Source organism: Parasphingomonas puruogangriensis, from assembly GCF_036663635.1.
Classification (GTDB): domain Bacteria; phylum Pseudomonadota; class Alphaproteobacteria; order Sphingomonadales; family Sphingomonadaceae; genus Sphingomonas.
On sequence record NZ_JAXOJI010000005.1, the window covers coordinates 176,747 to 194,028 of the forward strand.

The following is a 17,282-nucleotide window of genomic DNA, read 5'->3' on the forward strand; positions in this document are numbered from 1 at the left end:
CGTGTGGCGCATTGGCAGCGGCCGGGCAGGGCGTTACTATCGGTCCATGGAAAAAGCAGACGTCATCATTCTCGGCGGTGGGCTGGTCGGCAGCGCGCTGGCCGTTGCGCTCGACGCGCACAGCTTGACCGCCATCGTCATCGACATCGCCGATCCCGAGGTGATCCTCGCCGCCGGGTTCGATGGCCGCGCTTCGGCCATTGCCAGCGCGCCCTATCGCATGCTCAGCGCGCTCGGCGTGGTCGATCGGCTGGCTGGCCACGGTTGCCCGATCGCCGGGATCCGCGTCAGCGATGGGCTGGAGCCCGGCGCGCTCGATTTCGAACCCAGCGAGGATGATGGCGCGCTCGGCCATATGTTCGAGAATCGCCTGCTGCGTGGCGCGCTGTACGAAGCGGCGGTGGCCGCGCCGAACGTCGATCTGCGCATGCTGACCCGGGCCGTCTCGGTCACGCGCGGTGAGCATGGCGTCACGGCGGTGCTCGATTCGGGCGCCACGATCACCGCGCCGCTGCTGATCGCCGCCGAGGGTCGTAATTCGCCGACGCGCGACGCGGCGGGTATTCGCACCGCGCGCTGGCAGTACGACCACGCTGCGATCGTCACCTCGCTGCACCACGAACATAGCCACGAGAACATCGCCTTCGAGATTTTCTACCCGCAAGGCCCGTTCGCGATCTTGCCGCTCAACGACGATGCCGACGGGCATCGTTCGGCGATCGTCTGGTCGGTCAGTCGCGCCGAGGCGCCGGGCATGCTCAAACTGTCCGAGCGCGGCTTCCTTGCCGAAGCGGAGAAGAAAATGGGCGGGTTCCTGGGTAAGCTCGGGCCACTTGGCGGTCGCTCGAGCTACCCGCTCGGCTTCCACCACGCCGCGCAGATCGTTTCCAACCGCGTCGCTTTGGTCGGCGATGCCGCGCATGGCATCCACCCGATCGCGGGGCAGGGCGTCAATGTCGGCTTCCGCGACGTCGCCACCTTGGTCGAGGTGCTGGTCGAGGGCAAACGGCTCGGGCTCGATCTCGGGGACCCGGCGCTGCTCGCGCGCTACCAGCGCTGGCGCAGCCTCGACACGCTGATGGTGTCGATCGCCACCGATGGGCTGCAACGCCTGTTCGGCATTCCCGGCAAGACCGCCAATACGGCGCGGCGCTTCGGGCTATCGGCGGTGCAGAGGCTGCCGATGGTCAAGGACCGCTTCATGGCCGAGGCGCGCGGCGAAAGCGGCGAAGTGCCGAAACTGCTGCAGGGGATGATGGTCTAACGCTTCCCACCGCGTCATCCCAGCGCAGGCTGGGATCTCCACCGGCCGGCGCGGGACAGGAGCCGCACGAGACCCCAGCTTTCGCTGGGGTGACGTGGCTGGCTAACACCAACTATTGCAGCGTCACCGATTCATCCCCGTCATGTCGGCCGAAAAACTGCATCAATTGGATGATCAGTTCGGCACGGTCCTCGATCCCCTCCGCTTCGAGCAACGCCTGCTTGGCCGCCACGTCGAATGGCGCGATCTGGGCGATGCCGTTGACCAACGCCTCGTCGTCGAGCCGCGTTACCGCTTCCCAATCCACCGCATAGCCTTGCGCATCGGCGAAGCGGCGTGATTCCATTTCCAGCGAGGAGCGGCGCGACAGCGACAGCGTATCGTCTACCACGGCCGCCGGCAGCAATTCCGCCTCGACCTGGCGAAACGCCGTGCTGACGTCCAGCTCGCGCACGATGCGGAACAGCGACAGGCCTTCCAGCACGAGATTGTAGCGCCCGTCGTCGAGCATCTCGAATTCGGCGATCCGGCCGACGCAACCAATGTCGAACAGGGGTGGCGCTTCGTTGGGCGCATAGGTGCCCGGGCGCGGCTGGATCATGCCGATGCGCCGGTCGCGCGCCATCGCATCGCTCATCATCGCGCGGTAGCGTGGCTCGAACAGGTGTAGCGGCAGGTGCATGCCCGGGAACAACAAGGCGCCGGGGAGCGGGAAGACCGAGAGGCGCGTCGTCTGGCCGGCGGGTTTGATCATCCGAACAGGATCGCGGAAAGCTTGCGCCGCTGCGCCGAGACCCAGGGATCTTCGAGCCCGACGACCTCGAACAATTTGAGCAATTGCGTCCGTGCCGCGCCCTCGTTCCAGCTGCGGTCGGCGGCGATGATCGCCAGCAGCGATTCGGCCGCGGCATCGCGATCGCCCGCCGCCATCTGGCCGCCCGCTAGCTCGAACCGCTTGGCATGGTCGTCCGGATTGGCCGCGACTTCCGCCGCCAGCCCCGACAGATCGTCGACCGGCCGCGCATCCTTGGCCAATGTCAGCGCCGCCTTGGCGCGATCGAGTTCCGGCAACGCGGCCGTTTCGGGATCGAGCGCGGCGAGATGCGCGTCCGCCTCGTCGAGCTGCCCAGCGGCGACCAGCGCGCGAATCATCCCGGAATGCACGGCGGGGTGCCCGGGGGCCAGTTCCGCCACCTGGCGGAAGATCAGGATCGCCTGTTCGGCATCGCCCTCCGCCAGTACTTCCTCGCCCATCGCCAATAACGGGCCAAGCTCGGCCTCCAGATCGGCCGCCTCGCTCGGGATCGGCAATTTGGCGAGGATCTGGTCGAGCATCGTCTTCAGCGCCGATTCGGTCCGCGCCGGCGTCAGGTCGGCGACCAGCTGCCCCTGGAACATGGCATAGACGGTGGGGATCGACTTGATCTGGAATTGCGACGCGATGAACTGGTTCTTGTCGGTATCGACCTTGGCCAGCACCACGCCCTTATCGGCATAAGCGGCGCAAACCTTTTCCAGCAGCGGCGTCAGCGCCTTGCACGGCCCGCACCATTCGGCCCAGAAATCGATGATGACGAGGCTCGACATCGACGGTTCGACGACGTCGCGGCGAAACGCCTCGACCGCTTCGCGTTCGGCCGCGCTCAATCCCAAACTTGCCAAGACAGACTCCGTCGTTCGTGTGTTCGCCTTATGTGGGCGCTCTGGGCCGCACGCCAAGCCTTTTCGGCTATATCTCCAACGGGGGTTGCCGGATGCCGATACCACTGTTAGAGGCCGCCACCTTACCCCGCCCCTCCGGTCTCCGGCAGGGGCGATAGGCGCCAGAGCGGGCGTAGCTCAGGGGTAGAGCACAACCTTGCCAAGGTTGGGGTCGAGGGTTCGAATCCCTTCGCCCGCTCCAGCCGCCACCACAGATTTAGCGCAGCTAAATCGATTAGGTGGCGGCTCGGCCGACGCGGCCAACAGCCGCGACGCTCTCACTATTCCCCGTTATGGTGTTCGGCATGAGCAAACATCCGATTCGCGTCGGCATCGGCGGCTGGACCTTCGAACCGTGGCGCGGCGTGTTCTTCCCCGAAGGCCTCGCGCACAAGAAGGAACTCGAATTCGCCACCCAGGCGATGACCGCGATCGAGGTCAACGGGACCTATTACAGCACGCAAAAGCCGGCCACTTTCGCCACCTGGGCCAAGACCGCGCCCGACGGCTTCGTGTTCGCGCTAAAGGCCTCGCGCTACACCACCAACCGCAAGGTGCTGGCCGAGGCGGGCGAATCAATCGAGCGGTTCCTGGGCCAGGGCATCGTCGAACTGGGCGACAAGCTCGGCCCGATCCTGTGGCAATTCATGGCGACCAAGAAATTCGACGCCGATGAGTTCGGCGCGTTCCTCAAATTGCTGCCGGCCAAGCAGGATGGCATTGCGCTGCGCCACGCCGTCCATGTGCGGCACGAAAGCTTCGCAGTGCCCGAGTTCATTGCCATGGCCCGCGCGGCGGGCGTTACCGTCGTTTATGCCGATTCGGCGGACTATCCGGCCATCGCCGACGTCACTGGCGACTTTGTTTATGCCCGGCTCGAAAGCGCCGTGGAGGAAGTGACCACCGGCTATACCGACAAGCAGCTCGATCGCTGGGCCGAGGCGGCGCGGCTATGGGCCGCGGGCGGCGCGCCCGACGGCTTGCCTTATGTCGAACCGGCCAAACCGAAGAAGGTCGGCCGCGATACGTTCGTATTCTTCATCAACGGTGCCAAGGTCCGTGCCCCGGCTGGGGCGATGGCGCTGATCGAGCGCTTGAAATAGGATTTCGCGAAGGCGCGAAGAAGGTTGGTTCGCGCAGAGGCGCAGAGGCGCGGAGGACGCGGAGGTGATGCGCTTTTCGGGCAGGTCATGATCGGCCGCTGCTGCTTCGTTCGGCCAGCGAGTTTCGCTGCCGCTGTGCGGCACGAGCGCCCTCGCTGCGTCCTCCGCGCCTCTGCGCGAACCAACCCTCCAGGTCTCTTCGCAATCAGCCCGTCGGCGTGCCCATGCCCGGAATATCGGTCGGATTGGCCTGTCCGGTGATTGCCGCCGCCTCGATCGTATCCAGCGCCTGGCGCGCGCCGATATAGCGTCGCGCCGCAGCGGTCCAGCGCGCCGCCTGCGGGGCACCCGGCATGCGCGCGACTTCGGCCAGTGCGGCTTCGACCTTGCCGCCTTCGAGCATCTGCCGCGCGCGCGCGAGGCGGTCGATCGGCAGCGGGGAGGGGGTGTCGGCGCGGTGGATGACGATCAGATTGGCGAGCTCGCGGCGCAGGCTGTTGAGCCAGCTCGTGCTGGCCTGGCCGGTGACCAATTCGGGAGCGATGCTGTCGAGCCCGGCGCGCAGCTCGGCGACGGTGACCGGTTCGCGCGCCGCTTGCAGGATCGCGGCGACCGCGCGCGGCTGCGTCGCGGCGAAGCGCGTGCGCAATTGATCCTCGACATAGCCAAGCGCCAAGCCGCGATCGAGCGCCCGGCGCGCGGCAAACGCCACCAGCATGTTCTCGGATCGTGTCGCATAACCAGACGCGGCCTGTGCGTCGCTGCCGATGCGCGCGGTGCGCTGCTCCAGATCGGCCAGCCGCCCGGCCAGTTCGGTCTCGCGCGACGACAGGGCATTGAGATCGATCACCGGGGCTGCCGGCCCGGCGGGCGCGCCGGTTGCCGGAACGACCACCACCGGCACCTGGCCCTTGGCGGCGACCACCGGCACGGTGGCGGGCAGGCCCAGCCAGCGGCTCTGATACTGCAGCACCGCGGCCATCGCCACCAGACCGGCAAGGAAGGCGAGGCCGGCGACGATCGCCGCCCCCCGGTAACGGGGCTTGGCCGGGGTAACCAGCGGGGTCGGCATGAAATCGCTCATGCCGGTCTTATCCGCGCGCGCAGCCGGGTGGTCAATCGGCGAGCGCAATGGCGGCGGCGATCAGCGCGGCGTCGTCCGGCGTGGTGGCGACGGTGACGGCGGCCCAGCCGGGCCCGGCGGCGTGGAGCACGGCGTGGCTCAGGGCAGCGATACGAACGGTGGCGCGATCCGCGACCAGATCGCCCAGCCGCCGCGCCGCACGCGCGGAGTGGAGCAAGGCGACGGTATCGTCGAGTTGTGCGATCTGCGCCGCCGCGATCGGCAGCGCGTCGCTGGCATAGACCGCGATGCTCGCCGTGACGGTCTCGCTATCCGGCATCGTCCGCTCGCGAGCCCCGAGATGCAGCGCGCGGGTGATCCCATGTCCGGCGGCGAGCGCGAGCAGGTGCGCGGCATTGCGCTCCCCCGTCAGCAGCACGTCAAACCCGGCCGCGCGCGCCGCCGCCGCGGTCGCTTCTCCTACCGCCAGCACGGGCAGCGCGCGCAATGGGGCGAGTCCGTGGCCACCGTGGCGCAGCGTGTTGGCGCTGGTCAGGATCAGCGCGTCATGGTGCGCAGGATCGGGCGGCGTCCAGGCCAGCGCGCGCACCGCGAACAGCGGCAGGCACAGTGCGCGATGCCCCGCCGTGACGATCCGCGCGGTGGTCGCGGCGTTGCCGGGCGGCGGCCGCAGCACCGCCAGCATCCTCATCCCGCGAACAGGGCGCGGATCGCCGGGCTTGCCCGGTCCAGCAGGTCGCGCGCCAGCCGCGCGGGCAAGGCGGCATCGCCGAGCGGCCCGCTCAGCACCGCGGCGACATGATCGCTGCCATCCTCGGCCAGCAATTCCGCGCGCACGGTCAGCGTGTCGCCGTCGAGGCTGGCCAAGGCGGCGACCGGCGAATGGCAATCCGCCTGCAGCGCCGCGAGCAAGCCGCGCTCAGCCAGCACGCAGGTGCGCGTCGCCAGATGATCGATCGCGCCGATCAAGCCGACCGCACGGGCATCGTCGGCGCGCGTCTCGATCCCCACCGCGCCTTGCGCCGGGGCGGGGAGCATCACGTCGATCGGGATCGGCGCGCCGACATCGTCACGCCCGAGCCGCGCCAGCCCGGCCGCGGCGAGCAACGTTGCATCCACCTCGCCCGCCGCCAATTTGGCCAGCCGCGTATCGACATTGCCGCGGAACAGCACGATCGTCAGGTCCGGCCGCGCCCGGCGCACCTGCGCCGCGCGGCGCGGCGAGCTGCTGCCGACCACGCCGCCCGCGCGGATATCGGCGAGCGTCGCGGCGCCGATCAGCCGATCGCGCACATCCGCGCGTTCCAGCATCGCGACGATGGCGATCGCCGCCGGCCGCACCGTCTCGACATCCTTCATCGAATGCACCGCGCAATCGATCTCGCCCTCCAGCAGTGCGCGGTCGAGCTCCTTGGTCCACAAGGCCTTGCCGCCGATCTCGGCCAGCGCGCGATCCTGCACGCGGTCGCCGGTGGTACGGATCGGCACGATCTCGACCGCCCCGTCGGACCAGCCATGCGCGGCGTATAGCGCGTCGCGCACCATGCCGGCCTGGGTCAGCGCGAGCGGCGATCCACGGGTTCCGAGGCGAAAGGGTGTGGGCAAGAAAGGCTCCGTGCTTTTCGACCGCCCCCTTGAGAAGAAGAATGGCTCGCGCGGAGGCGCGGAGGCGCGGAGACGATGCGTTCGAGACCAGCGGCTGCCACGAACACTGGCCCCGACGCCATCATGGCTGTGCGCAACGGCTGCGCCGGGGATACCATCTCCGCGCCTCCGCGCCTCCGCGCGAACATTTCACGCTTCGACGCAGGCACCCGGCCAATTATGCCCCAGCCTAAAGCCAGGGCGAGGCTTCGACAAGCGGAGGGGGAGGGGGTAGGGGTGGCCGATGCTCATTCTCGGACTCGAATCCTCCTGTGACGAAACCGCGGCGGCGCTGGTCACCGGCGACCGGCGCATCCTCAGCCATCGCCTGGCCGGCCAGGAAGCCGCGCACCGCCCGTTCGGTGGCGTCGTGCCGGAAATCGCCGCGCGCGCCCATGTCGAGGCGCTGATGCCGCTGATCGAGGGCGCGCTGAGCGACGCTGGCGTCACCTTGCGCGAGGTCGACGCGATCGCCGCCACTGCTGGCCCGGGGCTGATCGGCGGGGTGATGGTCGGGCTGGTCACGGGCAAGGCGCTGGCGCATGCCGCGGGCAAGCCGCTGGTCGCGGTCAACCATCTCGAGGGCCATGCGCTCTCGCCGCGGCTGACCGATGCCGCGCTCGATTTCCCCTATCTGCTGCTGCTCGTCTCGGGCGGGCATTGCCAGTTGCTGCTGGTCGAAGGCGTCGGCGCGTATCGGCGGCTCGCCACCACGATCGACGATGCCGCCGGTGAAGCGTTCGACAAGACCGCGAAGCTATTGGGCCTCGGTTTCCCCGGCGGCCCTGCGGTGGAACGCGCCGCGCTTGCCGGCAATCCCCACGCCGTGCCGCTGCCGCGCCCGCTAAAAGGCTCGGTCGAGCCGCATTTCTCCTTTGCCGGGTTAAAAAGCGCGGTCTCCCGCGCGGTCGATTCGGCGCAGTGGAGCGCGGAGGATATTGCCGCTTCGTTCCAGCAGGCGGTGGTCGATTGCCTGCTCGATCGTACGGTGCGCGCCCTCCAGCGCGCCGATGGTGCGACCGCCCTGGTCGTGGCCGGCGGCGTGGCCGCCAACCAGGCGGTGCGCGGCGCGCTCGAAGGCCTGGCGACCGCCAACGGGCTGCACTTCGTCGCGCCACCGCTATGGCTGTGCACCGACAATGCGGCGATGATCGCCTGGGCCGGCGCCGAGCGCTTCGCCGCCGGCCTCACCGACCCGCTCGACATCGCCGCGCGCCCACGCTGGCCGCTCGATCCGGTGGCGGAAGCGGTGCGCGGGGCGGGGGTGAAGGCGTGAAAGTCACAATGCGGTCCATTCTTACTCCCCTCCCTGGAAGGGAGGGGCTGGGGGTGGGTCGGCCCATGAGGGACCGCTGCGACCGCCCCTTACCAACCCGCCCCCAACCCCTCCCTTCCAGGGAGGGGAGCATCGACCCGGAGACCCACGCATGAAGATCGGCGTTATCGGTGGCGGCGCCTGGGGCACCGCGCTCGCGCAAGTCGCCGCGCGTGGCGAGCGGGAAGTCCTGCTGTGGGCGCGCGAGGCGGAAGTCGTCGCGGCGATCAACGATAGCCACGTCAATTCGGTGTTCCTCAGCGCGGTGCCACTGCCGGAGACGATCCGCGCTACAAGCGATCTCGCCGAGTTGCGGGATTGCGAGGCGCTGCTCGTCGTCGCCCCGGCGCAGCATGTCCGCTCGGTGCTGACCGCGCTCGAGAGTGGCGCGACTCCCTTGGTCCTGTGCGCCAAAGGCATCGAAGCCGGCACGCAATTGCTCGTCGGCGAAGTGGCCCGCGCGGTGCGTCCCGACGCGCCGATCGCGGTACTCTCCGGCCCGACCTTTGCGCACGAAGTCGCCGCCGGGCAACCGACCGCGGTAACGCTGGCGTGCGAAAACGAAGCGCTCGGCGCGCGGCTTGCCGACCGGCTCGCCGGCCCGGCCTTCCGCACCTATGCCTCGAATGACGTCATCGGCGCAGAGATCGGTGGCGCGGTGAAGAACGTGCTGGCGATCGCCTGCGGCGTGGTCGAAGGCGCCGGGCTCGGGCAGAATGCGCGCGCCGCGCTGATCGCGCGCGGTTTTGCCGAGATGACGCGCTTCGGCCTCGCCCGCGGGGCCCGCGCGGAAACGCTCGCCGGCCTGTCGGGGTTGGGTGATCTCGTGCTGACCTGTTCGTCGACCAGTTCGCGCAACTTCTCGCTTGGCGTCGGCCTCGGCGAAGGCCGCCCTGCCGGCGAACTGCTTGCCGATCGCCGCACCGTAGCGGAGGGCGCGTTCACCGCGCCGGTGCTGCGCGAGGCCGCCGCCGCGGCGGGCATCGACATGCCGGTGTGCGAGGCGGTGTGCGCCTTGCTCGGCGGCGCGGATGTGCGCGCGGTGGTCGGTGCCTTGCTGGCCCGCCCGCTGACGCGCGAGCATGGCTGATGCGCTGGGCGGCGTTGCTGAAAGGCGTCAATGTCGGCGGCAATCGCAAGCTGCCCATGGCGGAACTCAAGGCGTTGGTCGAAGGGCTCGGGCATACCAACGTGAAGACGTTGCTCGCCTCGGGTAATGTCGTGTTCGACTGCGACGAGGATGGCGCGGCGCTTGAGACGCGACTGGAACAGGCGCTCGAGACGCTGGGGCTCAACACTGATGTCGTCGTGCGCAATCTCGCAGATATAGAGCGGGTGATCGCTGCCGATCCATTCCCCGACGCTGCGGCCGATCATCCCAGCCACTATCTGGTCGCGTTCCACCGCGATCCCGTGCCGGACGGGCTGATCGAGCGGGTGCCCGAACTCTACACCGGGCCGGAGCGGCTGAAAGCGATCGGGCGCGAGCTGTATCTCGATTATGCCGACAATATCGGCGACTCGAAACTGCCCCAGGCGATGGCCAAGCTGAAATTCCCCAAGCTGGCGACGACGCGCAACTGGAATACGGTGATCAAGCTGCGCGACTTGTTGGCGTAACCAGGTTCCCACCGTCATCCCCGACTTGGTCCGGGATCCAACGGGCGGCTAGGGACGGGCATAGCGACGGGGGGCGCTGCGTATCTCAGAAATCGATCGCGATGCCCTTCAGTTCCCAATCGCCATAGCGCGTCGGGTTGAGCCCCAGCGGATCGTCCTGCGCTGGCTTCGGCTTCTCCTCCGCCACCGGCAGCGGCGGATTCTTTGACAAATAAGCCGGCGGTTTCACGTGGGCGGGGCGCTGGCCCATGGCGAAAATCTCCTGGTTGCGACGGCCGCGCGCGTAGTTCCGACGGCGGCATGGCTTTACATCGGGTCTGCGCTGTCCAATGGCAATATGATGTTCCCGATCCACGATAAGACGACGCGCGCCTGATGGCCCAGTATGACGATACCCCCGGCGTTCCCGCGCGCCGCGCCGCGCTGAAACTGCTCGATGCCGTGCTGCGGCAGGGCCTGCCGCTGGAAGCGGTGCTCGACCGCGCCACCGCCGGCATCGACCGCGCCGATGATCGCGCGCTGGCCCGCGCGATCGCCTCCGAAGTGCTGCGTCGCCTGCCCGATCTCGATGCGTTGATCGATTCGGCCACCGCCCGGCCGTTGCCCGACGACGCCAAGGCGCGCTTTGCCCTGCGCATCGCGCTGATCCAGACGCTGGCGCTCGGCACGCCGGCGCATGCCGCGATCTCCACCGTGCTGCCGTTGGTCGATGGCGGACCGCGCAAACTGGTCCACGGCGTGTTCGGCACGCTGTCGCGCCGCGGCGATACCTTGCCCGAACAGCCGACCCTGCCCGATCCGGTGGCGATCCGCTGGCATGCCGCCTGGGGCGACGATGCCATCGAGGGCGCCGAACTGGCCATCGCCACGCCGCCGCCGCTCGACCTGACCATCGCCGATGCGGCGCGCACCGACGAATGGGCCGAGCAGCTCGGCGGCACCTCGCTGATGCCCGGCCATGTCCGCCTGCCCGGTGGGCATGTGCCGGAAATGCCCGGGTTCGAGGAAGGCGCCTGGTGGGTGCAGGATATCGCCGCGTCGATCCCGGCGCGGTTGATCGGTGTAGGTAGCGGTATCGCGCTCGACATCTGCGCCGCGCCCGGCGGCAAGACGATGCAGCTCGCCGCCGCCGGCTGGCAGGTCACGGCGCTGGACAATTCGCCGACCCGGCTGGAACGCCTGACCGACAATCTCGCGCGCACGCATCTCGCTGCTGACGTGGTCACCGCCGATGCCTTGCTGTGGAAGCCCGCCGAACTCGCCGACGCGGTGCTGCTCGACGCGCCGTGCAGCGCGACGGGCATCTTCCGACGCCACCCCGACGTGCTGCACCGCGTCCGCCCCTCGGTGATTGCCGACATGGCGACGATCCAGGCCCGCTTGTTCAGCCGCGCCGCCACCTGGGTGAAGCCCGGCGGCACCTTGGTTTACGCCACCTGCTCGCTCGAACCGGCCGAGGGCGAGGAGCAGCTCGATCATTTCCTGAAGAACAATACGCGCTTCACGATCGATCCGATCCGCCAGGACGAGCTTCCCGCCGGTCTCGCCCCGCACGACAGCGGCTATCTGCGCCTGCTGCCGGGCATGCTGGCGGATGTCGGCGGGTGCGACGGCTTCTTCATCGTGCGGCTGAAACATACCGGCTAGGCGTCGATTTAGGGCATGATGAGATTCCCCTGACCCGTCACCCCGGCCTTGAGCCGGGGCCCAGCTTCTTCATCGCTGCGAAAGCTGGGTCCCGGGTCAAGCCCGGGGTGACGAGGTAAATTGATCGATACCCGCATCTCTCGCTCTAAATGCCCCGCCAGGGGGTGATGTTGCTAGCCCGATACATACCAAGCCGGCTTGTCGGCGCGGACCGTCATGCTACAGGATCGACCATGCAATCTCCCGTCCGCATCGCGCCCTCGATCCTGTCCGCCGATTTCGCCAAATTGGGCGAGGAGGTGCGCGCGATCGACGTCGCTGGCGCCGATTGGATCCATGTCGACGTGATGGACGGGCATTTCGTGCCCAACATCTCGATTGGCCCGGCGGTGGTCAAGGCGATCCGCCCGCACACCAATAAGCCGCTCGACGTGCATCTGATGATCGCCCCGGTCGATGCGTTCCTCGATGCCTTTGCCGAAGCCGGCGCCGACACGATCAGCGTGCATGTCGAGGCAGGCCCGCACACGCACCGCACCGTCCAGCGCATCAAGGGACTGGGCAAGCGCGCCGGCGTCGTGCTCACCCCGCAGACGCCTGCCAAGGCGCTCGATTATCTGCTCGAAGAACTCGATCTGGTGCTGGTGATGAGCGTCAATCCGGGCTTTGGCGGGCAGGGCTTCATCGACAGCCAGCTGCGCAAGATCGAGGCGATCCGCAAGATGATCGACAAGGCCGGCCTGCACATCGACCTCGAAGTCGATGGCGGGATCGATCACCTCACGGCGCCGCGCGCGATCGCCGCCGGCGCCGACGCCTTGGTCGCGGGTACCGCCACCTTCCGCGGCGGCCCGGCTGCTTATGCCGCGAACATCGCGGCGCTGAGGGGCGGGTGAGCGACCAGGGTTCCGGCGGCGACGGTATCGAGGAAGGCAAGCGGCTGATCCGGCTGGGCGGCGACACCGGCCTGTCGCTGACCGAACGCCTCGCCGAACGCTTTCATCGCCTCACCTGGCGCACCCCGATCCATGGCCTCAAGCTCAAGGGCCGCCATCCGCTCAAGCTGATCGCGGTGCCCGACGATCCGTTTCTCGGCGATATCAAGCGCGGCCAGGCATTGCTGCGCGGCGAGATGATGCTGCGCGGCGACGTGCGCGCGATTGCCAGCCTGTTCGGCGCGAAGCCCGAACCGTCGCGCGACTTTAGCGATTATCTGCACAGCTTTGCCTGGCTGCGCGATCTGTCCAGCGTAGCGACGCGCGCGCAGGGCGCGCCGATTGCCGAGGAGATCATGCGCGGCTGGCTGGCGAGCCATGCCGATACCGTCGCCGAGCCGGCGTGGCGCGCCGATCTATGGGGTCGGCGTATCCTGTTCTGGACCGCGCACGCGCCGCTGATCCTGTCCTCCGCCGATCTGGTCTATCGCAGCCGCGTGCTCAACACGCTGGCGCGGGGCGCCCGCCATATCGATCGCGCGGCCGAAAAGATGCCGCCCGGCGCACCGCGCATCGCCGCGATGTGCGGCGTGGTCGCCGGTGGGCTGCTGATCGCCGGCGGGGATGCACGGCGTGCGGGCATGGAAGCGGCGCTCACTCGCGCGCTGTCCATGTCGGTGTTCGAAGATGGCGGCGGCGTGGCGCGCGCGCCGCTGGCGCAGATCGACGTGATCCAGCTGCTGACGATGCTGCGCGAAACCTATGCCGCGCGCCGGCTGGAGGCGCCGGCTGCGGTACATGAAACGATCGCGCGGATGATCCCGGCGTTGCTCGGCGTGTGTCTCGGCGACAAGGCGCTGTCGAGCTGGCAGGGCGGCGGGCCGGTTGCGGCCGACACGCTGGCGCAGATCGTCGAGGCCACCGGGGTGCGCACGCGCCCGCTGCGCCAGGCGCGCGATTGGGGCTATCAGCGGCTCGCCGCGGGCAACACGATCGCCATCGTCGATGCCGCGCCGCCGCCGATCGCGCGGCTCGTGGAGGGTGGCTGTGCCTCGACCCTGGCGTTCGAAATGTCCGATGGGCCGCATCGGTTGGTGGTCAATTGCGGCGGTGCGCGCGCCGCGCTCGCGCACGTGCCAACAGCGCTGGCCGAGGGGCTGCGCACCACGGCGGCGCATTCGACGCTGACCGTCGGCGACAGCAATTCCACGGCCATTCATGCCGATGGCACGCTCGGCCGCGGGGTCGCCGAAGTGGAACTGGCGCGCCAGGAGAGCGATGCGTCGAGCCGGCTCGAGGCCAGCCATGACGGTTATGCCCGGCGCTACGGCTTCCTGCATCGCCGCCAGCTGATCCTGTCGAGCGACGGGCGAGAATTGCGCGGCGAAGATATGCTGTTGCCTTCGGGCAAGCGCAGCAAAAGCGCGCAAACCGCGTTCGCCGTGCGTTTTCATCTCGGCCGTGGTATCCAGGTGTCGCCGACCGCCGATGGCCAGGCGGCGTTGCTGCGCCTGCCGGGCGGCGGTTTGTGGCAGTTTCGCGTGCGTGGTGGTGCCCTGGCGGTCGAGGACAGCCTGTGGATCGATGCCGACGGCCGCCCGCAACCCACGCATCAGCTCGTCGTTAGCGGCGAATCCCCGGCCGGCGGCTGCAATGTCAGCTGGGCCTTCAAACGCGCCAATTGAGCGCCAAAATTTCGACCGGAGCTACCATGACCGCTATCACCATCCGCCGCGCGCTTCTGTCGGTGTCCGACAAGACCGGCATCGTCGAGCTCGCCACCAGCCTGGCGCAGCACGGCGTCGAACTGGTCTCGACCGGCGGCACCGCCAAGGCGCTGCGCGATGCGGGCCTCGAGGTGCGCGACATTAGCGACCTGACCGGTTTCCCCGAAATGATGGACGGCCGCGTCAAGACCTTGCACCCGGTGGTGCATGGCGGGCTGCTCGCGGTGCGCGACAATGCCGAACATGTCGCGGCGATGGAGGCGCACGGCATCGGCGCGATCGATCTCGTCGTGGTCAATCTCTATCCGTTCGCCGCCACCGTGGCCAAGGGCGCCGAACGCGACGAGATCATCGAGAATATCGATATCGGTGGCCCATCGATGATCCGCTCGGCAGCGAAGAACCATGCCAGCGTCGCGATCCTGACCGATCCGGAAGATTATGCGCTGGTCGCCGGCGGCAGCACCACGCTGGCCGACCGCAAGAAGCTGGCGGCGAAGGCCTATACCGCGACCGCGACGTACGATTCGACGATCGCCGGCTGGTTCGCGCATGGCGACCAGGGCGAGGCGTTCCCGGCTGCATTGCCAATCGTACTCAAGCGTGGCGAAACGCTGCGCTACGGCGAAAATCCGCACCAGCAGGCGGCGTTCTACACCACCGCCGGCGCGACGACCCGCGGCATCGGCCAGGCCGAACAGGTCCAGGGCAAGGAATTGAGCTACAATAATCTCAACGATGCCGATGCCGCGTTGGAACTGATCGCCGAATTCCGCGACGCCGCGCCCAGCGTCGTGATCGTCAAACATGCCAATCCGTGCGGCGTCGCCACCGGCGAAACATTGGTCGCGGCGTATGAAGCCGCCTTTGCGTGCGACACGGTGTCGGCATTCGGCGGGATCATCGCGCTCAACCGTCCGCTCGATGCCGAAACGGCACGGGCGATCACCGGCATCTTCACCGAAGTCGTCATCGCGCCGGACGCGGACGAGGAAGCCCTGGCGATCTTCGCCACCAAGAAAAACCTGCGCCTGTTGCTTACCGGCGACCTGCCCGATGCGGCGCGGCCGGGCCTGCAGGCCAAGTCGATCACCGGCGGCTGGCTGTTGCAGACGCGCGACAATGGCATGCTCACCGACGCCGATCTGAAAGTCGTCACCAAGCGCCAGCCGACCGCCGAGGAACTGGCCGATTGCCGCTTCGCCTGGACGGTGGCCAAGCACGTCAAGTCCAACGCGATCGTCTATGCCAAGGGTGGCAGCACGGCGGGGATCGGCGCCGGCCAGATGAACCGCCTCGAATCCGCGCGCATCGCTGCCTGGAAGGCGAAGGACGCCGCCGACAAGGCCGGCTGGGCGACGCCGCGCACGATCGGCTCGGCGGTGGCGTCAGATGCCTTCTTCCCGTTTGCCGATGGCTTGCTGGCGGCAGTGGAAGCCGGCGCAACGGCGGTGATCCAGCCGGGCGGCTCGATCCGCGACGCGGACGTGATCGCGGCGGCGGACGAGGCTGGCTTGGCGATGGTGTTCACGGGGATGCGCCACTTCCGGCATTGAGGGTGGCGCAGCCTTCAAAAAGGTGTTTCCCGCGAAGGCGCGAAGAAGGCTATTCTTCGCGCCTTTTCTCCTTCGCGCCTTCGCGTGAAACTCTTCTGCAGCGCCAATATGCGGACGTTGATGGTTCGCGCAGAGGCGCAGAGAGCGCAGAGGAGAAATTGGAGGAGGCTTCGCCTCATATCCGCTCTGCGTCCTCCGCGCCTCTGCGCGAACCAACCTTCTTCTCGAGGGCGATTAGGCGGTGGCGACAGCGCCCTCTTTTGGCATCGACTTGAACAGCGCCCGGTCTTCCGCCGTCATTGCCCAGCGAAACAGCACGAACAGATAGGTGCCGGCGATCGCCGGTACGCCGAGCAGCACTTCGAGCCATTCGAGCCGCTTGGGCAGCAAAGTAAACATCGACCCCACCGCGATCGCTGCCAACGCGCCCCACAGCATCGGCCAGCGCCACCCGGCAACGCGCGCCTTGAGCAGGTGCGACAGGAAGTTCGATTTGATCACCGAGGTCAGCCCAACCGACAACAGCAAGGCGATGGCCGGCCCGGCCGCCTGGAAATTGACCGGCCAGCCCCAGCGCCGGATGGCGAAGATCAGCGCGAAGCTTAAGCCGATCTGGAAGCACAGCATCGCCGCCGAGATCAGCAGATTGCGGATGCGCGCGATATACACCAACGCGCCTTCCGAGACCGCACCGGTCGACGCCGCCGCCTCGGCGGTGAGCAGGAAGCCCAAGGCCGCGGTGCCGGCGACGAATTGCGGGCCCACCACCCCCATCACCGCTTCGCCCGGGATCGACCCCATCAGCGCCAATCCGGTCTGCGCCGCCATGATCCAGAAGCTCACTTGGCGTACTTGATGGGCGACCGCTTCCTTGTCGTTGCGGGCCAAAGCGGCGGTGACGACGGGGCCGAGAATGGGATCGAAGCTGGTCTTCAGTTTCTGCGGGATCGAGGCGACCTGTTGCGCCATATAATAGATGCCGACGATCTTGGGCTCGAACATCACGCCCAAAATGAAGCGATCGACGTTGCGCGTCGCCCATTCGATCGCATCGGCGCCGGCCAGCGGCGCATTGCGGCCTGCCAGATCGATCAGGATGCTCGGGCGCGGCCGCCAGCCATGCGGCAGGCCGTAGCTGCGCAGGAATGGGATGAGCGACGCGATCAGCGCCGCCGCCATGGAGGCGATGTACGACAGCACCAGCCCGTCGCGCAGCGAATAATAAGAGAATGCCCAGGCCGCGACCGAGATGGTCCATGGCTCGACCACCGCGCGCGCCGTGACGGTTGCTTTGACATTATGACGGTAAGCGAGCGCGGCCAGGCTGATATCGGACCAGGCGGTGGCGAAAACGATCAGCGCCAGCCAGCGATCCATGCCGCGGATCGCACTGTTGGGATACATGATCTCCGGAAGCGCGACGAGCACCGCACTGGCGATCAGCGACGCGATCAGCGCCACCGTCATGGCATCCCACACGACGCATACCGCCGGGCGATCGCCCTTGGACAAGGCCTGCGCCAGCCCGCGCTTGAGCCCCAGTGTCGCAACCAACGCCGCCAGCTCGACCACCACCACGGCAAGCGCGAAGCGCCCGACCATATCCGGGCCATAGATGCGCCCGGCGATGAACAAAAACGGCAGCCGCGCGACGAGCCGCATCAGGAAGCCGATGATGTTGGTGCG

Annotated in this window: 16 protein-coding genes and 1 tRNA gene; 10 read left to right on the forward strand and 7 right to left on the reverse strand. The window is 68.1% G+C overall.

The window, feature by feature from the left end; translation table 11 throughout:
- The first annotated feature begins 46 nt into the window (after window positions 1-46).
- A complete protein-coding gene (locus U1739_RS13840; protein ID WP_332709035.1) occupies window positions 47-1,264 on the forward strand; it encodes a UbiH/UbiF/VisC/COQ6 family ubiquinone biosynthesis hydroxylase in 1,218 nt (405 codons plus the stop codon).
- Between the two features lie 112 nt (window positions 1,265-1,376).
- Here the strand turns inward: U1739_RS13840 and U1739_RS13845 are convergent, their stop codons facing one another.
- Both U1739_RS13845 and U1739_RS13850 read right to left on the reverse strand, forming a co-directional pair.
- Entirely contained in the window at window positions 1,377-2,018 is a 642-nt protein-coding gene (locus U1739_RS13845) for an LON peptidase substrate-binding domain-containing protein (protein ID WP_332709037.1), read from the reverse strand.
- Window positions 2,015-2,911, reverse strand: a complete 897-nt coding sequence (locus U1739_RS13850) for a tetratricopeptide repeat protein (RefSeq protein ID WP_332709251.1) — start codon at window positions 2,909-2,911, stop codon at window positions 2,015-2,017. The genes U1739_RS13845 and U1739_RS13850 overlap by 4 nt, the downstream gene beginning before the upstream one ends.
- Before the next feature lie 181 nt (window positions 2,912-3,092).
- Between U1739_RS13850 and U1739_RS13855 the strand changes: the two genes are divergently transcribed.
- Window positions 3,093-3,167, forward strand: a tRNA-Gly gene (locus tag U1739_RS13855).
- Window positions 3,168-3,270: 103 nt separating this feature from the next.
- On the forward strand, window positions 3,271-4,068 hold the full coding sequence (locus U1739_RS13860; protein ID WP_332709039.1) for a DUF72 domain-containing protein: 798 nt from the start codon (window positions 3,271-3,273) through the stop codon (window positions 4,066-4,068).
- A 205-nt stretch (window positions 4,069-4,273) separates the two neighbouring features.
- On the opposite strand, the gene U1739_RS13865 is transcribed toward U1739_RS13860, so the two are convergent.
- Genes U1739_RS13865 through hemC form a run of 3 tightly spaced genes read right to left on the reverse strand, consistent with a single transcriptional unit; the run spans window position 4,274 to window position 6,757 of the window.
- The gene (locus U1739_RS13865) at window positions 4,274-5,152 is read right to left on the reverse strand and encodes a hypothetical protein (protein WP_332709041.1); all 879 of its coding nucleotides are present in this window, start codon (window positions 5,150-5,152) and stop codon (window positions 4,274-4,276) included.
- A gap of 31 nt (window positions 5,153-5,183) precedes the next feature.
- Window positions 5,184-5,837, reverse strand: coding sequence for a uroporphyrinogen-III synthase (locus tag U1739_RS13870; protein ID WP_332709043.1), 654 nt, complete (start codon window positions 5,835-5,837; stop codon window positions 5,184-5,186).
- A 2-nt stretch (window positions 5,838-5,839) separates the two neighbouring features.
- On the reverse strand, window positions 5,840-6,757 hold the full coding sequence (gene hemC, locus U1739_RS13875) for a hydroxymethylbilane synthase (RefSeq protein ID WP_332709045.1): 918 nt from the start codon (window positions 6,755-6,757) through the stop codon (window positions 5,840-5,842).
- 283 nt (window positions 6,758-7,040) lie between these two features.
- Here hemC and tsaD point away from each other — a divergent pair, with 283 nt between their 5' ends.
- The 3 genes from tsaD to U1739_RS13890 all read left to right on the forward strand — a co-directional run bounded on the left by tsaD (window position 7,041) and on the right by U1739_RS13890 (window position 9,731).
- Window positions 7,041-8,072 (forward strand): tRNA (adenosine(37)-N6)-threonylcarbamoyltransferase complex transferase subunit TsaD, encoded by a 1,032-nt coding sequence (tsaD, locus tag U1739_RS13880; RefSeq protein WP_332709047.1) that lies wholly within the window; start codon window positions 7,041-7,043, stop codon window positions 8,070-8,072.
- Window positions 8,073-8,223: 151 nt separating this feature from the next.
- Entirely contained in the window at window positions 8,224-9,201 is a 978-nt protein-coding gene (locus U1739_RS13885; protein WP_332709049.1) for an NAD(P)H-dependent glycerol-3-phosphate dehydrogenase, read from the forward strand.
- Window positions 9,201-9,731, forward strand: a complete 531-nt coding sequence (locus U1739_RS13890) for a DUF1697 domain-containing protein (RefSeq protein ID WP_332709051.1) — start codon at window positions 9,201-9,203, stop codon at window positions 9,729-9,731. The genes U1739_RS13885 and U1739_RS13890 overlap by 1 nt, the downstream gene beginning before the upstream one ends.
- An 85-nt stretch (window positions 9,732-9,816) precedes the next feature.
- Here the strand turns inward: U1739_RS13890 and U1739_RS13895 are convergent, their stop codons facing one another.
- Window positions 9,817-9,981 carry a DUF1674 domain-containing protein gene (locus U1739_RS13895; protein WP_332709053.1) on the reverse strand — a complete coding sequence of 55 codons (165 nt, stop codon included), beginning with the start codon at window positions 9,979-9,981 and terminating at the stop codon, window positions 9,817-9,819.
- Between the two features lie 125 nt (window positions 9,982-10,106).
- Here U1739_RS13895 and U1739_RS13900 point away from each other — a divergent pair, with 125 nt between their 5' ends.
- The 4 genes from U1739_RS13900 to purH all read left to right on the forward strand — a co-directional run bounded on the left by U1739_RS13900 (window position 10,107) and on the right by purH (window position 15,596).
- Window positions 10,107-11,378 (forward strand): RsmB/NOP family class I SAM-dependent RNA methyltransferase, encoded by a 1,272-nt coding sequence (locus U1739_RS13900; RefSeq protein ID WP_332709055.1) that lies wholly within the window; start codon window positions 10,107-10,109, stop codon window positions 11,376-11,378.
- A 233-nt stretch (window positions 11,379-11,611) separates the two neighbouring features.
- Window positions 11,612-12,274 carry a ribulose-phosphate 3-epimerase gene (rpe, locus tag U1739_RS13905; RefSeq protein ID WP_332709057.1) on the forward strand — a complete coding sequence of 221 codons (663 nt, stop codon included), beginning with the start codon at window positions 11,612-11,614 and terminating at the stop codon, window positions 12,272-12,274.
- The gene (locus U1739_RS13910) at window positions 12,271-13,998 is read left to right on the forward strand and encodes a heparinase II/III family protein (protein ID WP_332709060.1); all 1,728 of its coding nucleotides are present in this window, start codon (window positions 12,271-12,273) and stop codon (window positions 13,996-13,998) included. The genes rpe and U1739_RS13910 overlap by 4 nt, the downstream gene beginning before the upstream one ends.
- A gap of 26 nt (window positions 13,999-14,024) precedes the next feature.
- Complete coding sequence (gene purH / locus U1739_RS13915) at window positions 14,025-15,596, forward strand: bifunctional phosphoribosylaminoimidazolecarboxamide formyltransferase/IMP cyclohydrolase (protein ID WP_332709062.1); 1,572 nt, start codon at window positions 14,025-14,027, stop codon at window positions 15,594-15,596.
- 234 nt (window positions 15,597-15,830) lie between these two features.
- On the opposite strand, the gene U1739_RS13920 is transcribed toward purH, so the two are convergent.
- Window positions 15,831-17,258, reverse strand: coding sequence for a lipopolysaccharide biosynthesis protein (locus U1739_RS13920; RefSeq protein ID WP_443025572.1), 1,428 nt, complete (start codon window positions 17,256-17,258; stop codon window positions 15,831-15,833).
- Window positions 17,259-17,282: the final 24 nt, after the last annotated feature.

Coding starts and splice junctions, on each gene's coding strand:
- U1739_RS13870 (WP_332709043.1), bottom strand. CDS start 5,837: ATGCTGGCGGTGCTGCGGCCGCCGCCCGGCAACGCCGCGACCACCGCG.
- U1739_RS13885 (WP_332709049.1), top strand. CDS start 8,224: ATGAAGATCGGCGTTATCGGTGGCGGCGCCTGGGGCACCGCGCTCGCG.
- U1739_RS13865 (WP_332709041.1), bottom strand. CDS start 5,152: ATGAGCGATTTCATGCCGACCCCGCTGGTTACCCCGGCCAAGCCCCGT.
- U1739_RS13900 (WP_332709055.1), top strand. CDS start 10,107: ATGGCCCAGTATGACGATACCCCCGGCGTTCCCGCGCGCCGCGCCGCG.
- U1739_RS13890 (WP_332709051.1), top strand. CDS start 9,201: ATGCGCTGGGCGGCGTTGCTGAAAGGCGTCAATGTCGGCGGCAATCGC.
- tsaD (WP_332709047.1), top strand. CDS start 7,041: ATGCTCATTCTCGGACTCGAATCCTCCTGTGACGAAACCGCGGCGGCG.
- U1739_RS13895 (WP_332709053.1), bottom strand. CDS start 9,981: ATGGGCCAGCGCCCCGCCCACGTGAAACCGCCGGCTTATTTGTCAAAG.
- rpe (WP_332709057.1), top strand. CDS start 11,612: ATGCAATCTCCCGTCCGCATCGCGCCCTCGATCCTGTCCGCCGATTTC.
- U1739_RS13860 (WP_332709039.1), top strand. CDS start 3,271: ATGAGCAAACATCCGATTCGCGTCGGCATCGGCGGCTGGACCTTCGAA.
- purH (WP_332709062.1), top strand. CDS start 14,025: ATGACCGCTATCACCATCCGCCGCGCGCTTCTGTCGGTGTCCGACAAG.
- U1739_RS13840 (WP_332709035.1), top strand. CDS start 47: ATGGAAAAAGCAGACGTCATCATTCTCGGCGGTGGGCTGGTCGGCAGC.
- U1739_RS13845 (WP_332709037.1), bottom strand. CDS start 2,018: ATGATCAAACCCGCCGGCCAGACGACGCGCCTCTCGGTCTTCCCGCTC.
- U1739_RS13920 (WP_443025572.1), bottom strand. CDS start 17,258: ATGCGGCTCGTCGCGCGGCTGCCGTTTTTGTTCATCGCCGGGCGCATC.